At 55.3% G+C, this 14716-nt stretch carries 11 protein-coding genes; 5 read left to right on the plus strand and 6 right to left on the minus strand.

The window, feature by feature from the left end; all coding sequences use genetic code 11:
- The first annotated feature begins 47 nt into the window (after positions 1-47).
- Positions 48-842, plus strand: a complete 795-nt coding sequence (locus JJL52_RS00880; RefSeq protein ID WP_202050497.1) for an inositol monophosphatase family protein — start codon at positions 48-50, stop codon at positions 840-842.
- A gap of 78 nt (positions 843-920) precedes the next feature.
- On the opposite strand, the gene JJL52_RS00885 is transcribed toward JJL52_RS00880, so the two are convergent.
- Positions 921-1460 (minus strand): hypothetical protein, encoded by a 540-nt coding sequence (locus tag JJL52_RS00885; protein WP_202050498.1) that lies wholly within the window; start codon positions 1458-1460, stop codon positions 921-923.
- A gap of 549 nt (positions 1461-2009) precedes the next feature.
- Between JJL52_RS00885 and corA the strand changes: the two genes are divergently transcribed.
- Complete coding sequence (corA, locus tag JJL52_RS00890; RefSeq protein ID WP_202050499.1) at positions 2010-2729, plus strand: copper(I)-binding protein CorA; 720 nt, start codon at positions 2010-2012, stop codon at positions 2727-2729.
- Between the two features lie 77 nt (positions 2730-2806).
- Complete coding sequence (locus JJL52_RS00895) at positions 2807-4948, plus strand: cytochrome-c peroxidase (protein WP_202050500.1); 2142 nt, start codon at positions 2807-2809, stop codon at positions 4946-4948.
- Between the two features lie 74 nt (positions 4949-5022).
- On the opposite strand, the gene metG is transcribed toward JJL52_RS00895, so the two are convergent.
- Positions 5023-7044 (minus strand): methionine--tRNA ligase, encoded by a 2022-nt coding sequence (gene metG / locus JJL52_RS00900; protein ID WP_202050501.1) that lies wholly within the window; start codon positions 7042-7044, stop codon positions 5023-5025.
- Between the two features lie 181 nt (positions 7045-7225).
- Between metG and apbC the strand changes: the two genes are divergently transcribed.
- Positions 7226-8317 (plus strand): iron-sulfur cluster carrier protein ApbC, encoded by a 1092-nt coding sequence (gene apbC, locus JJL52_RS00905; RefSeq protein ID WP_202050502.1) that lies wholly within the window; start codon positions 7226-7228, stop codon positions 8315-8317.
- On the opposite strand, the gene JJL52_RS00910 is transcribed toward apbC, so the two are convergent.
- The 3 genes from JJL52_RS00910 to metE form a co-directional block, all read right to left on the minus strand.
- On the minus strand, positions 8305-8517 hold the full coding sequence (locus JJL52_RS00910) for a hypothetical protein (protein ID WP_236993960.1): 213 nt from the start codon (positions 8515-8517) through the stop codon (positions 8305-8307). The genes apbC and JJL52_RS00910 overlap by 13 nt on opposite strands.
- A 90-nt stretch (positions 8518-8607) precedes the next feature.
- Positions 8608-9354 (minus strand): methylenetetrahydrofolate reductase, encoded by a 747-nt coding sequence (locus JJL52_RS00915; RefSeq protein WP_202050503.1) that lies wholly within the window; start codon positions 9352-9354, stop codon positions 8608-8610.
- A gap of 118 nt (positions 9355-9472) precedes the next feature.
- Positions 9473-11767 (minus strand): 5-methyltetrahydropteroyltriglutamate--homocysteine S-methyltransferase, encoded by a 2295-nt coding sequence (gene metE, locus JJL52_RS00920; RefSeq protein WP_202050504.1) that lies wholly within the window; start codon positions 11765-11767, stop codon positions 9473-9475.
- 123 nt (positions 11768-11890) lie between these two features.
- Here metE and JJL52_RS00925 point away from each other — a divergent pair, with 123 nt between their 5' ends.
- A complete protein-coding gene (locus tag JJL52_RS00925; RefSeq protein ID WP_236993961.1) occupies positions 11891-12775 on the plus strand; it encodes a LysR family transcriptional regulator in 885 nt (294 codons plus the stop codon).
- A gap of 398 nt (positions 12776-13173) precedes the next feature.
- Here JJL52_RS00925 and JJL52_RS00930 read toward each other — a convergent pair whose 3' ends face one another.
- Positions 13174-14340, minus strand: a complete 1167-nt coding sequence (locus JJL52_RS00930; RefSeq protein ID WP_202050506.1) for a fatty acid desaturase family protein — start codon at positions 14338-14340, stop codon at positions 13174-13176.
- Positions 14341-14716: the final 376 nt, after the last annotated feature.

A 14716-nucleotide genomic window follows, 5' to 3' on the forward strand; every position in this document is an offset into this window, starting at 1 on the left:
GTTTTGGTATCCTATAACGATTTATCCGCTCATTTTCAATTCCACTTATGCAACCGATGCTCAACATTGCCGTCCGTGCCGCCCGAAGCGCGGGCGACCTGATCTTGCGCTCGACCGACGCCATCGGTCATCTTCAAGTCGATCAAAAAGGTAGAAACGACTATGCCAGCGAAGTCGACCGCAAGGCGGAACGCGAAATCATCAACATCATCCGCACGGCCTATCCCGATCATGCGATCCTGGCCGAAGAAAGCGGCGCGCACCAGGGCAACGATTTCGTCTGGGTGATCGACCCGCTGGACGGCACGACCAATTTTCTGCACGGTTTTCCGCAGTTCGCAGTTTCGATTGCGCTGAAACACAAAGGCCGGCTCGAAGTGGCGGTGATCTACGATCCGCTGCGCGACGAACTGTTTACCGCCAAACGCGGCGGCGGCGCGATGCTGAACAATCGGCGGATTCGCGTGACCAAACAAAGCGCGATGAAAGGCGCGCTGATCGGCACCGGTTTTCCGTTCAAGACCGACCGGCATCTGGACGCCTACGTCGGGATGTTCAAAGCGATGACGACCGACTCCGCCGGCATTCGCCGGGCCGGCTCCGCGGCGCTCGACCTCGCCTATGTCGCCGCCGGACGCCTGGACGGCTTCTGGGAAATCGGGCTGATGGAATGGGATATGGCGGCCGGGGTATTGCTGATCAAGGAAGCCGGCGGCGTGGTGACCGATTTTTCGTTCAACGACGGCTATCTCGAAAACGGCAACCTAATTGCCGGCAATCCGAAAATGCATCAGATCATGTACAAGCTGATCGAGCCTCATGTGACCGACAGCCTGCGATAAAAGGCAGTATTTGCTGTTTTCTCAAATAAAGGGCGGAAAAGATTCCGCCCTTTTTCATTTTAAAGGATTGTGAGCGCGCTACTGTGACGGGCAGTTCGCAGGAATGCCGGGATCGGCGGTATCAGCCAACCTGAAAATCCATTGGCAGCGCGTGACCTCGGGTCTGTCCTCGGGAGCGTTGGGGTCGTTGGTCTGATCGGTGTAGATGGACACGCCGGTCAACGAGCCGGTGCCTCTGTTTGGGTTTACGGTCGCGTTCAGGTCGGCTATCTCGGAAACACCGGAAGTAATATCCGCCTTTGTCCCGCAGTCGGCGATTGCGGCGTGGCCCCGGGTGGCCGGCTTGGTAATACTATCGATGACGAAACCGGTGAAAGTGGACGCCAAAGCTTCACCATCGAACCATTGAGCGGATAAACGGTTTCCGTTCTGGGGCTGGCTGATTTTCAGGCTTTGGGATGGCTGGTCCCGGTTAGGCTGCACAAAGGAAAAGTTTGCTCCGTCGAACCCGGAGCATCTGAACTTGCCTGTCCATGTTCCTGTTAGGTTGACCGCCCCGGCAGAAAATGAAAAAGACAGTAAAAGGATCGGTAAAACCGTAAAGCGCAGTGATTTCATAACTTCCTCCCTAAATCAATCATTTAACTTCTTTGTCAGAGTCAACCATATTACTCGTGCGGTTCTGGGGAGTCAACTAACCTAGAGCAAAGCTAAGTATTGAAATTCTCTGGGCATTCCAAGGTCAGTGCTATCGACTCATGCTCATGGTGAGCCATTTCACACAGTAGCCTATGTGAAATAACACATTTTCAATATTCCTTATGAATTATGTGGTTGAAAACATTAGAAAATTATAATGGCATAATATCTGCTTAATGTATCCCTGCATGATGCTGTTTTAGGCGTCGTGGCTGACTTCGGCTTTCGCAATTCCCGGTTCAGGCGCCGACGCATCCTGGAACTGCGCGGTACCGGTTTAATTCGTTTTTAGGGATAACCATGAAATACAACAATAAATTTAAAAGTTTGGTATTGGTTTCAGTGGCAGTCGGTTATGAAATACCCGGGCTGGTACTGTGTAGTTCGTGCCAGAAGTGCGATGGAAGCACTTGTTTTGCTGCTCTGTAAAAGCGAATGCGCCTACATTGACAATTTTTGGAGAAATTAATGAGATCAATCAAAAAAGGGGTTTTGGTGGCTGCAGGCCTGTTTTTCGCCAACCACCTTCAAGCGGCTACAGCTCTAAATACTACCGGCACGTTTTTCTTTGACAAAGACAATGCTTCAACGGACATGGCTGTCCGCGCCTATTCTTGGTACAACCTCAGTATGGGCTATCTGGGCTGGACCCATCACTCGAACTGGGGATTCGTCAAGCTGAAGAAAGGCAAGCCGGTTACTGTCGCTCTGACTACGGAAGTGAGCGGGTTGCACCCCGCAATCACGGTATGGTACCGGGCGGGAGCCAAAAATCCAAAGATGCTTCCTTATATGAACGGCCACGCGTACAAGCAATTCGGCGATATTTACGAGCCGAACGCCGAAGCCACCGATGCCGAGAACAACCCGGTCAAGGTCGGCAATATCATCATGAAGTTTATTACCAACGGGTTTGACCGTGACGGAATGACCGACACCGATGAAAATACGCTCCTGCCGGACGCCTTGCCGGCTGAGTACGACCAGTCTCAGTTGTACCGGGTGATGGACGGTGTTCCAGGAAAGCTGGCGATTACCTTTACCCCTCCTGAAAACGGCTGGTATCAATTCGTTGTTGGGGCGATCAATCCGGATATCGATTCGACGGCCTACGGTGCCGGCCCGGGTTCCAACGGCGCCGGCCCCGCGGCTGCGCATACTGTCCATGTAGAAGTCAGTATCCCGTAATCGGATTGTACGAAGGTATTACCTCGCCACAGGGAGGCGGCCGAGAGGTCTCCTCCTTTTTTATTTTTTGAATAATCATGTCCTGTTTCATCCAAAAAGTTTTATCCGATATTGTTCCACGTGGTTATGCTTTAATTCTGCTATGGACCATAGCCGATGCCGTACTTGCCCACGGCGCTCTATCCGATCAAGTGCTGAAAGGCTTTAAAGTCCCGGAGACGCCTAAATTGGTTGGGAAATCGGCAATCGTCGTCGATCAACAGGCCGCCGTGCAGCTCGGCAAGGCCCTGTTTTGGGATGGAAACGTCGGCAGCAGCGGAACCGCATGTGCTTCATGCCATTTTCATGCCGGAGCGGATATTCGCCATATCAACCAGTTGAATCCCGGCCAGGCGCACACCGCCAATGCCGACAGTACCGCGAAAACTTTCGAATTGTCGTCGGGCAATGCCGCCGGGCCGAACTATGAATTGAAAGCCGGCGATTTTCCGTTTTTCCGCTTTGCCGATGTGAACGACATCGCCACGTTGACGGCATCGACCGACGACGTGGTCGGTTCTTCTGGAGAGCCACTGCAGCAATTTGTGGCGGTCAATGCGACGGGCATTAATGCGGGCATTAATAACGATCAATGCGATTCCGAGTTGAGCGAGGTCTTCCATGCGGGGAGTCTGAATACCCGCCAGGCCACCAAGCGCAACGCGCCGACGGTGATCAACGCCGCTTTTAACTTCCGCAATTTTTGGGACGGCCGCGCCAACAACGTATTCAATGGCCAATCGCCGTTCGGATTGCGGGATACCGGCGCCAAAATTTGGCTTGCGAAAGGCAAGCAATCGGTTAAAGCGGTGTCGCTGGCGCTGGAAAACGCCTCGCTGGCATCCCAGGCCGTCGGTCCTCCTGTAGATATGGTGGAAATGTCATGCAAGGGGCGCAGCTTTGCCGACATCGGCCGAAAATTGTTGCAGCGCAGGGCCTTGGAGTCGCAAGCCGTGCATCCCGAAGACAGCGTGCTTGCCGGTCTGCGCGACCCGTCCGGTACCGGTTTGACGTTAACCTACGACGAATTGATCAAAAAGGCGTTTAACAAGAAATATTGGAGGAGTGCCGCTGCCATCGAGCTGGTGAAGGATTCGGGGCAATTTTATTCGCAAATGGAAGTTAATTTTGCGATGTTCTTTGGCTTAGCTATCCAACAATACGAGAATACCTTGATTTCCGACGATGCGTTGTTCGACCAGCAGGTCGACGACGACACCGGTTTCCCGGCCGGATTTACGGAGGCGCAGCAACGCGGCTTTCAAGTGTTCAATGACGCCCATTGCAACAATTGCCATTCCGGCCCGACGTTTTCGTCGGCGGCAAGCCCGCAGATTTTCTCGAACACCGCCAAGAAACCCAAATATCTCAAGCTGGTGAACCGCGACGTGCTGGGCGAGCAAGCCGGCGGTTTCGGTACCGACAGCAGTTTGTTCGATATCGGTTTCGCCATTACCAGCGTTGCGCCGACTGCTTACGACATCGGACTGGGCGGGACTGACCCGTTCGGCAATCCGCTGTCGTTCACTAAACAATTCATCGACGTTCTCGCCGGCAATGCCAAAAAAATGCTCGATCCGGTCATTGTAGCCACTTGCGACATGGTTGATCCGTTTACGGAGGATTATCTATCGGGCCAGTTGATCAATGATAAACTGGGTAAAAGCGTTTGCAAGGGGCCTGGAAAAAAACAAGCCAAAATTCCTACCCCTGAAATCGTTGCCGAGGAACTGGCAAAATCCGGTCAAGGCCGGCTTTCCGACGGGGTCGGTGCCGCGTTTAAAATTCCGACGCTGCGTAATGTGGAACTGACTGGGCCGTACATGCACAATGGCGGAATGAAATCGCTGGAAGAGGTCGTCGAATTTTATAATCGCGGGGGAAATCTGACTAATCCGCGCCATTCGACGACCCTGGTGTTTTTCCAGGGCATGTCGGCGCAGGATAAGTCCGATCTGGTGGCCTTTCTGAAGACTCTGACCGACGAACGTGTGCGCTGGGAACGCGCCCCGTTCGACCATCCCGCGCTTCAGGTTCCGCACGGGCACGAAGATGGGGAGAATCCGCCGGGATCAGGACTGGCTGGGGACAGTTTTCTCCAGGTGCCGGCGGTCGGCCGCAACGGCCGTACCGCCGAAGACGGGCCGTTGCAGGCTTTCGACAGTTATTTGCAGCCTTAAAGGCTGTACCGAGTTAAGCCCCCATACCGGCAATCGGCTTTTCCCCTAGGGCCGCCGGTATGGCGGGCTTTTTATTATTTTACCCGCATGCCCGGCTGTGCGCCCGCATCCGGGCTCAACACCCACAAATCCTTGCCGCCCGGCCCCGCGGCCAGAACCATGCCTTCCGAAACGCCGAAGCGCATCTTGCGCGGCGCTAGGTTTGCAACCACAACGGTCAGTTTGCCTTCCAGGTCCGTCGGCGCATAGGCCGATTTGATGCCGGCGAAGATATTGCGGGTCTCGTCGCCGATGTCGACGGTCAGTTGCAGCAGTTTGTCCGAGCCTTCGACATGCTCGGCTTTAACGATTTTCGCGATGCGCAGGTCGACCTTCGCGAACTCGTCATAAGCGATGGCTTCCGCGATCGGCTCGCAGGTCTTGGCTTTCGGATGGCTTGGGGTTTTTTCGAGATTTTCTCTCGAGGCCTCGACGATTGCGGCGATCTTGTCCGCTTCGACGCGAGTCATCAGCGGCTTGAACGGATTGATCGCATGGTCCAGCAAGGGACCTGCCAGATTCGGCCAAGGTTGCGGGCCGATGTTCAGGAACTCCTCGGCATTGGCCGCGAGCGAAGGCAGTACCGGGCGCAAGTAGGCGGCAAGCAGGCGGAACAGGTTTACGCCCATCGAGCAGACCGCGTGCAGTTCTTCGTCTTTGCCTTCTTCTTTCGCGATTACCCAGGGTTTCTTTTCGTCGATGTACTGGTTGGCCTTGTCCGCAAGCGCCATGATTTCGCGCATCGCCTTGCCGAATTCGCGGGTTTCGTAATGCTGCGCGATCGTCTCGTTCGCGTCGATGAAGTCCTGCCACAAGCCGGACTCCGCGCATTGCGCGGCCAGTTTGCCGTCGAAACGTTTGGCGATGAAACCGGCACAGCGGCTGGCGATATTGACGACCTTGCCGACCAGGTCTGAATTTACGCGCTGGGTGAAATCGTCAAAGTTTAGATCAATGTCGTCGACGCCGGCGCTGAGTTTCGCGGCGAAATAGTAGCGCAGGTATTCCGGATTCAGGTGGTCCAGGTAGGTACGCGCGGTAATAAAGGTGCCGCGCGATTTGGACATCTTTTCGCCGTTCACGGTCAAAAAGCCGTGCGCGAAGATCGCGCTGGGCGTTCTGAACTTGGCACCGTGCAACATCGCCGGCCAGAACAGGGCGTGGAAATAGATGATGTCTTTGCCGATGAAATGGTACAGCTCGGCATCGCTGTCTTCGGCCCAGAATTCGTCGAAATCGATGCCCCGGTTGTTGCACAGGTTTTTAAAGCTGGCCATGTAGCCGATCGGGGCATCGAGCCAGACATAGAAATATTTGCCGGGCGCATCCGGGATTTCGAAGCCGAAATACGGCGCATCGCGCGAAATATCCCATTGCTGGAGGCCGCCTTCGATCCATTCGGCCATTTTGTTGCGGACTTCCGGCTGGAGGTGGTCGCCGTCGTTGACCCAGTCGCTCAGCATCCCTTCGAAATCGTTCAGATTGAAGAAGTAGTGGACCGAATCCTTTTCGATCGGCTTGGCGCCGGATATCGCCGAGACCGCGTTTTTCAGTTCGGTCGGCGAATAGGTCGCGCCGCAGGCCTCGCAGTTGTCGCCGTACTGGTCGGGCGTGCCGCATTTCGGGCATTCGCCCTTGATGAAGCGGTCCGGCAGGAACATGTTTTTGACCGGATCGTAAGCCTGGGTGATCGTGCGCGAGCGGATATGGCCGGCTTCCTTCAGGCGCTGGTAAATCAATGCGGAAAATGTCCGGTTTTCCTCGGAATGGGTGCTGTGGTAGCTGTCGAAGGCGACGCCGAATTCGGTGAAATCGGCCAGATGTTCCTTACCGACCCGCGCGATCAAATCTTCCGGCGAAATGCCTTCCTTGTCCGCACGCAACATGATCGGCGTGCCGTGGGTGTCGTCCGCGCAGACATAGCAGCATTGCTCGCCGCGCTGCTTCTGGAACCGCACCCAGATGTCGGTCTGGATATATTCGACCAGATGTCCGAGATGAATCGGGCCGTTGGCGTAAGGCAGAGCGCTGGTGACGAGTATTTTTCTATCCGACATGGTCAATCACAGGTGAATACGAAGACAAACAAGTCTGGTATTATCGCACAATTCACGCGCATCTTTCGAATATGGCGGCGTATGTCGGAAGTGTTGTAAAATGGGTTATATTCCGAGTAATTTAATAGGTTATTGCCTGGAAATTGTCTCGACTTCTTCATTCATTATCCGGAACGAAAAAATGGCTAGCATCGAAAAGGTTGATGTCGAAAACCGCTTGAGAAGTGTTATTGATCCGAATCACGGACTGGATCTGGTCGCCGCCAAGTCGGTCAAATCGATTGCGATCGACGGCGCGGATATAGAAGTCAGACTGGAACTCGGCTATCCCGCCAAAACCTATCTGCCGGAACTGAAAGCGTCGGTCGAGGCGCATCTGAAGGCGATGCCCGGCATCGGCAAGATCACCGTCGAAGCCGGCGTGAAGATCATCGCGCACCAGGTGCAGCAAACTCTGAAGCCGCACAGCCAGATCAAGAACATCATTGCGGTGGCCTCCGGCAAGGGCGGGGTCGGCAAATCGACGACGGCCGTCAATTTGGCGCTGGCGCTGGCCGCGGAAGGTGCGAATGTCGGGATTCTCGACGCCGACATCTACGGCCCCAGCATTCCGACGATGCTGGGCGTATCCGGCTATCCGGTCAGCCACGACAACAAGACGATGCAGCCGAAGATTTCCTTCGGGATTCAAACGATGTCGATCGGCTACCTGATCGATGCCGGCCAGCCGATGATCTGGCGCGGGCCGATGGCGACGAATGCGCTGCAGCAGTTATTGCGCGATACGGCCTGGGACAAGCTGGATTACCTGATCGTCGACCTGCCGCCCGGCACCGGCGACATCCAATTGACGCTGGCGCAGCAGATTCCGGTCAGCGGCGCGGTGATCGTGACCACCCCGCAGGACATCGCTTTGATCGATGCGCAGCGCGGACTCGGCATGTTCGAGAAGGTCAACGTGCCGGTACTGGGCATCGTCGAAAACATGAGCGTGCATATCTGTAGCCAGTGCGGGCATGCGGAGGCGATTTTCGGTGAAGGCGGCGGCGCCCTGATGGCCGAAACCAACCATGTCGATTTTCTGGGCGCCTTGCCGCTGGACATCCACATCCGTCAGTTTGCCGATTCCGGCCGGCCGACCGTCGTGGCCGAACCGGACAGCCGCGCGGCCGCGATTTACCGGGAGATCGCGCGCAAAATGGCGGCGAAACTGGCGTTGAAGGCAAAGGATTTCAGCACGCGGTTTCCGAATATCGTGATTCAGAACACTTGAGTGGCTGTTTGAAGACTCCGGTTTACGAACTCGCTCCTTAGAGCCTTGATGGCATCGGCCAAATGCGGAAACGGGGTCGACGGCAAACACCTCAAATCGGTGACGTCCGCGCCTTCGCTCCGGTAAGCCTCGGCGCGGCGGACGATGGCGGCGACATCGATGTGAGGCGCCGGCAATTTCGGCGAAAATGCGCAGCTCATGGTGGCTTAGGTCCGGGCGCCGCCGGGCTTTTCCGAAAAATTCGGGCAGATCGTGCAGGGCCTCCGGCCTCCCTCGTAATTTGGCATTTATCACTCTTTGAAGAGGTTGATACGTTCAAAATATTGATTTAAATCCACCCGGATGGGCATGAAGTAAACGTTCCAACCCTTTTCAGCCGCCAAGGCTATGACGTTATTGGCGAAGTCGACGTTCCAGCCGTATTCGGGGCGGAAATTTTTCGGGAATTTAACGTGATTTTTCACTTCCCAATAATTCTGCGAGGCTTCCGTAATCACCGGACTGATGCCGATATAGGTTTCCAAACCGTCCATGTGTTCGGCAAAAATCTCGATCAGACGATCATCGTAGAAGGGTTGCGAAAAAAAGCTATTCGCACCCGCATCCGCCTTGCGTTGAATATAGTCGCACTCGTTTTGCAAGCCCTGCCGGTGAGGGTCGAATCCGGCATAGATATTCAGTTTCGGAAAACGGCGGCGTACCGCCCGGATCAGGTCTACCACGTCGGTATTGCAGTAAGTGCGTTTCAAACCTTCAGGCGGATCGCCGGTGACCAGCAACACGTCTTCGAGTTCGTATTGCTCGATGATCCGATACAGTTCTCCGCTTTCAATTTTAAAATCAATGGCTCGAAAATGCGGAATAAAGCGGTGTTTCCGCCGGTCGATGCGTGCCGCAAGTTCCCAGCTGCGAATATCGAAACGCTGAATATCGGGCACGTTAACGATGTTGATGCCTCTGCCCAGGCTTTGAACAAAAGCATATTGTTTTTCAAAGGCTTCCCACGTTCTGGGTACGATTTCGAACGAGATGTTCATCACGGACAGCGTGTGTTGTTAGTTTTTTTACGAATCGGTCAAGGAAAAGCCGAATAAAACGCATCCTCGGAAAGCCCCGGCAATAGGCCGGGGCGGTTGACAGCGGAAACGACGCGGCTCAGCCCGCCAGGGTGCGCAAGGTTTTGGCGGCGGCCACCATGTGGGCCAGCGCCGGTATCACCTCATTCCACTGGCGGGTTTTTAAACCGCAGTCCGGGTTGACCCACAGCCGTTCGGCGGGGATCCGTTCGGCGGCTTTGCGCATCAACGCAACGATGTGCTGTTCGCTCGGGATATTGGGCGAATGGATGTCGTACACGCCGGGACCGATCTCGTTCGGGTATTTGAAGTGGTCGAAGGCGTCCAGCAACTCCATGTCGGAGCGTGAAGTTTCGATGGTGATGACATCGGCGTCCATGCCGGCGATCGCGGCGATGATGTCGTTGAACTCGGAATAGCACATGTGGGTGTGGATTTGGGTCTCGTCCGAAACGCCGTTGGCGGCGATGCGGAACGATTCCACCGCCCAGTCCAGGTATTCCCGCCATTGCGACTTGCGCAGCGGCAGCCCTTCGCGCAGGGCCGCCTCGTCGATTTGTATTATGCCGATACCGGCACTTTCCAGATCCAGCGTTTCCGCGCGGATGGCCAATGCCAGTTGCTTGCAGGTGACTGAGCGGGGCTGGTCGTCGCGGACGAACGACCAGTTTAGGACGGTCACGGGGCCGGTCAACATGGCTTTCATCGGTTTGTCGGTCAGCGACTGGGCGTATTTGATCCAGTCGACGGTCATCGCCTGCGGACGGCTGATGTCGCCGAACAGGATGGGCGGCTTGACGCAGCGCGAACCGTAGGACTGCACCCAGCCGAACCGGCTGAACGCGTAGCCGTCGAGCTGCTCGCCGAAATATTCCACCATGTCGTTGCGCTCGGCTTCGCCGTGGACGAATACGTCTAAGCCCAACGCCTCCTGTTCGCCCACGCAGCGGGCAATCTCGGCCTGCATGGCGGTTTTGTAACCGGCTTCATCCAATTTTCCGGACTTGAAGTTGCTGCGCGCCTGGCGAATTTCCGCGGTTTGCGGGAAAGAACCGATAGTGGTCGTGGGGAACTTGGGCAATTTCAACAATGCGGCCTGCTTGACCGCGCGTTGGGCATAGGGGCTGTTGCGCTGCGCCAGTTGCGGAGTGATGCCTGCCAGCGCGGCCTTGACCTTAGGATTGTTTACGCGCGGTGAATTGCGCCTCGCTTCGATAGCTGCGCGGTTGGCTTCCAGTTCGGCTTTGACCGCATCGCGCCCCCGGTTCAGGGCAACGCCCAACACGCGCAGCTCATCGAGCTTTTGTTTGGCGAAGGCGAGCCAGGGTTTGGTTTCGGCGTCGAGTTGCTGCTCGCTGTCCAAGTCGACCGGCACGTGCAGCAACGAGCACGACGGCGCGAGCCACAAGCGCCCGCCCAGGCGCCGAGCCAGCGGTTCGATCCAGTCGAGCGCGGCGTTGAGGTCGGCTTTCCAGATGTTGCGGCCATTGATGACCCCAAGCGACAAGACCTTATCCGCCGGCAGCTGCTCGATTAGCGGCTCGACGTCATCGCGGCCGTTGATGGCGTCCACGTGCAGGCCGGCCACCGGCAGGCTAGCGGCGAGTTGCCGGTTTTCCGCCAGTTGGCCGAAATAGGTGGCCAGCAGCAGTTTGATGGGGCAGGCCTGCAAGTGCTGGTAAGCCGTATTGAACGCGTTTTGCCAGGCCGCTTCCAGTTCGGTGACGAGAATCGGTTCGTCGATTTGTACCCATTCGACGCCTTCTGCCGCTAAGGTTTCCAGCAGTTCCGCATAGACCGGCAGCAGTTTGGGCAGCAGCGCGAGCTTGTCGGAATCGTCCTTGGCCTTGCCCAGCCACAGGTAGGTCACCGGGCCGATAATGACCGGCTTGGCGGCGATTCCCTGCGCCTTGGCTTCCGCCAGTTGCTCCAGCAGGCGGGAGGCGTCGAGCTTGAATTCGGTGGCCGCGGTGAACTCGGGCACGATGTAATGGTAGTTGGTATCGAACCACTTGGTCATTTCGCCGGCGGCTACTTCGCCGCAGCACCGAGCGGGTTCGTTCGCGGGCTGCGCCGAACGGCCGCGGGCTACGCGGAAGTAGTTGTCCAGCGCGTCGCCATGGAAATTTTGCACGCGTTCGGGCAGATTGCCCAGCGTGAAGCTCATGTCCAGCACCTGGTCGTAAAAGGCGAAGTCGCCGACCGGCACCCAATCCAGTCCGGATTGCATCTGCCAGTGGTGCCGGCGCAATTGCTTGCCGAGCGCCTTCAGTTCGTCGCGCGAGGATTGGCCTTGCCAGTAAGCTTCCAAAGCGAACTTCAGCTCGCGCATCGCGCCAATGCGCGGAAAGCCTAAATTGTGAATTTTTGTCATGAATAAATACCTTTTGTTGAATGTTTTACACATGAAGGTATTGTAATCAGAGTTATTAATGAAGATAATCGATGATTTCTCATCTATTCATGAGGCTTATTCATCGATATGGAGTTGATACACTTGCGCATACTCCTGGCGCTGAAACGCCACGGCACGCTGTGCGCGGCGGCCGATACCCTGAATCTGACCCAATCGGCGCTGTCGCATCAAATCAAAAACCTGGAGCAACGCCTGGGCGTGACGCTCTGGTACAAACAGGGGCGCTCGCTGGTACTCAGCCAGGCAGGGCGTTATCTATCGGAGGTCGCCGAATCGGTCATCGCGACGGTCGATTCCGCCGAACGCCAACTCTCCCAACTGGCCGCAGGTCAAACCGGCAAGTTGACCCTAGGCATCGAATGCCATGCCTGCTACGAGTGGTTTCGCAACATCCTGCAACCTTACTTGCGGGCCTGGCCGAAACTGACCGTGGAAGTTACCTCGCGCTACCGCTTCGAGTCGTTCGAGGCCATCCGCCAATACAAACTGGATGCGGTGTTAACTTCCGATCCGGTCGATAACGGTTTGCTGAGTTACCAGCCGCTGTTCGATTTCGAGTTGGTGTTGATCGTCGCCGACGGCCATCCGCTAGCTCAGCGCGGCGAAATAACACCGGCCGATTTGCGCGGCGAAACCGTGCTGACCTACCCGGTGGCGCGCGACCGTCTGGACATGTTCCGCAAGGTACTGCAACCCGCCGGCATCGAGCCCGCCGCTCACATCACGGTCGAGGAAACCGATATCATGCTGCAATTGGCCGCCGCCGGCCGCGGCGTCTGCCTGCTGCCGGAATGGCTGTTGGCCGACAAGCACGCCAAACTCGGACTGACCGGCTTACGCTTCGCCGGTCTGCCCATCGGCAAAACCATGTACTTGGCCTGCCGGCATGAAGATGTCGGGTTGGAGTATTTGCGTTGGCTGGTGGAGCATGCCGCAACGGCAGTGGAAGTCGAAGCACATCGTTAAATACGAATCCATCAGGGCTATGCAGGCTTCGATTTTTCTGCGCCCTCTTGAGTTGATTTCAAAAGATTTTGCAGGGTTTGATTTAGCAGCCCGGTAGGATGCGGTGAGACACGAACCGCATCAATCGAGAAAAGAATCATATAAATTAAAATATCGACGTTTTCAATATCGGCGAGGCGCGTGGTTTTTTACGGTTAATTTGGCCGAGCGTCGGCAATCATCTGACAGCGGTCATTGGTAATTCGAACATCTGCTCGGTATTTAACGACCCGTTGTTGCCGGTCGAGAGCTAATGTCTATTGGCTGGTACTAAACTGAAAGCCGTCATAGAAGATGTAGGGGCGATTAACGAAGTAATCGCCCAATTTGAAGTCAAAATCACTCCGATTACGCTATCGCTAATCGGAGCTACGCGGGCTTGAAATATCGCAGTTCCAAGCCCCCGCCTCCGCCGGTTTCAACATTGAGGTTTTACCTACCATAATGTCGACGGCTTTGCGCAGCCTTTTGAATAACGAATCCTGGCAATACGGAATACTGTGCTTCTCGCAGAGGGCCTTAGCCTGCGGTTGCAACTTCTGATACTGGCTGAGTGGCAAATCCGGCCATAGATGATGTTCGATCTGGTAGTTCAGCCAACCATAGAGGAAGTCGTTGGCATTGGAGCCGGTCGGATAGTTGACCGAGCCGAGTATTTGGCGCAGGTAAAACTCGCCCTTGCTGTGCGCCTTTTCATCGAAGCTCATCACATCATCGCCGGCATGGTTGGGAATCATCACCACAAAGCTGTGGATGTTGGTCAAAATTTCCGCCAATACGGAATTCAATAACACACTGGTCACGGCAACACTTCCTAATGGCAGAAATAGCGCCGGCAGCAATACAAAGCGGTAAGCGACATAGGGCAGAATGCTTTTTAACCACAAGCCTCGGCCCTGGGGAGTAAATAAACTCCAGGCGTCGATGCGGGTCATCGTGGGTGCGGGCTGATGCTGGTGCCGATATTCGTTAAGGCGTAATTCTTTGTGGGTGCGTGGGGTGTAATAGCTAAGCTTCCAAACGCCCGAGAAAAATGCCACGATCGCGTAGCGTAACCACATCGGTAATTTCGACTGTCGCAGCCATTCCATGTTGTGCTGGGCATTGTTGGGATCGGCCGTCTCGCCAAGGCGGTAGTGATGCAGGACGTCGTGTTCGTGGTGCCAACCCGCCGGCGTCATCCAGTCCGGCCAATCCAGAAAACGGCGGCAGCCTTTAGCGAAGCCTTTGCTTTGGTAACGCGCACTGGCGCTGTCGATTTTGTCGTAACCGCGATGCTGGATCGGATGCGCAACTTGAGTCCAACGGGTAAAACTACCCTGACTGATCAGCAGCGCGGACACGAGATTGGGAGCTATCCATGCGGTCGCATACCCCAACAATGAACAGGCTTGGCCCCAGCGCTCCATCCGCTTCATATGGCGAAAATCTTCCGGTCCCATGTCGGCCTGCGCTTGCAGATACAGCTGTTTAATATCTTTGGCTAGCTGTTCTCGGTTGACGGTCTGGTAACTATTCAAGCTCAAATTAGGTAGCCTCGCTGAAGTTCAATTGGAAAATATTCATTTCATTTATGCAATGTTTGATTACGGAAACAAAAAAAAGCCCCTCGACCAGAAGTAGAGAGGCTGGATGGTTTTGATCTCAGAATCAAAGATTCCGAGACCGATCCCTTTATCCCGAAGTGAAGTTATAATCAAAAAGTCCTGAGAAGGATCGACTTCGACTGCTACGGTGTCACCCATTCAAATGGCTGATCAAACGGCTAATGAGGAGGTAACCGACGGAGTGACCACCACATAAAGTGTAAGCGTCTCCTTCAAACATCGGGGATTGCATTAAACTATTAATTATCAGGATTGAAAAGCGCGAAAATTCGCTCATACCTATCGAATTCATCGA

Origin of the sequence: Candidatus Methylomicrobium oryzae, from assembly GCF_016745425.1 — a bacterium.
Lineage (GTDB): Bacteria > Pseudomonadota > Gammaproteobacteria > Methylococcales > Methylomonadaceae > Methylomicrobium > Methylomicrobium oryzae.

Bases quoted from the DNA above. Each gene is read 5' to 3' on its own strand.
- JJL52_RS00880 (WP_202050497.1), top strand. From the start codon at position 48: ATGCAACCGATGCTCAACATTGCCGTCCGTGCCGCCCGAAGCGCGGGC.
- JJL52_RS00885 (WP_202050498.1), bottom strand. From the start codon at position 1,460: ATGAAATCACTGCGCTTTACGGTTTTACCGATCCTTTTACTGTCTTTT.
- corA (WP_202050499.1), top strand. From the start codon at position 2,010: ATGAGATCAATCAAAAAAGGGGTTTTGGTGGCTGCAGGCCTGTTTTTC.
- JJL52_RS00895 (WP_202050500.1), top strand. From the start codon at position 2,807: ATGTCCTGTTTCATCCAAAAAGTTTTATCCGATATTGTTCCACGTGGT.
- metG (WP_202050501.1), bottom strand. From the start codon at position 7,044: ATGTCGGATAGAAAAATACTCGTCACCAGCGCTCTGCCTTACGCCAAC.
- apbC (WP_202050502.1), top strand. From the start codon at position 7,226: ATGGCTAGCATCGAAAAGGTTGATGTCGAAAACCGCTTGAGAAGTGTT.
- JJL52_RS00910 (WP_236993960.1), bottom strand. From the start codon at position 8,517: ATGAGCTGCGCATTTTCGCCGAAATTGCCGGCGCCTCACATCGATGTC.
- JJL52_RS00915 (WP_202050503.1), bottom strand. From the start codon at position 9,354: ATGAACATCTCGTTCGAAATCGTACCCAGAACGTGGGAAGCCTTTGAA.
- metE (WP_202050504.1), bottom strand. From the start codon at position 11,767: ATGACAAAAATTCACAATTTAGGCTTTCCGCGCATTGGCGCGATGCGC.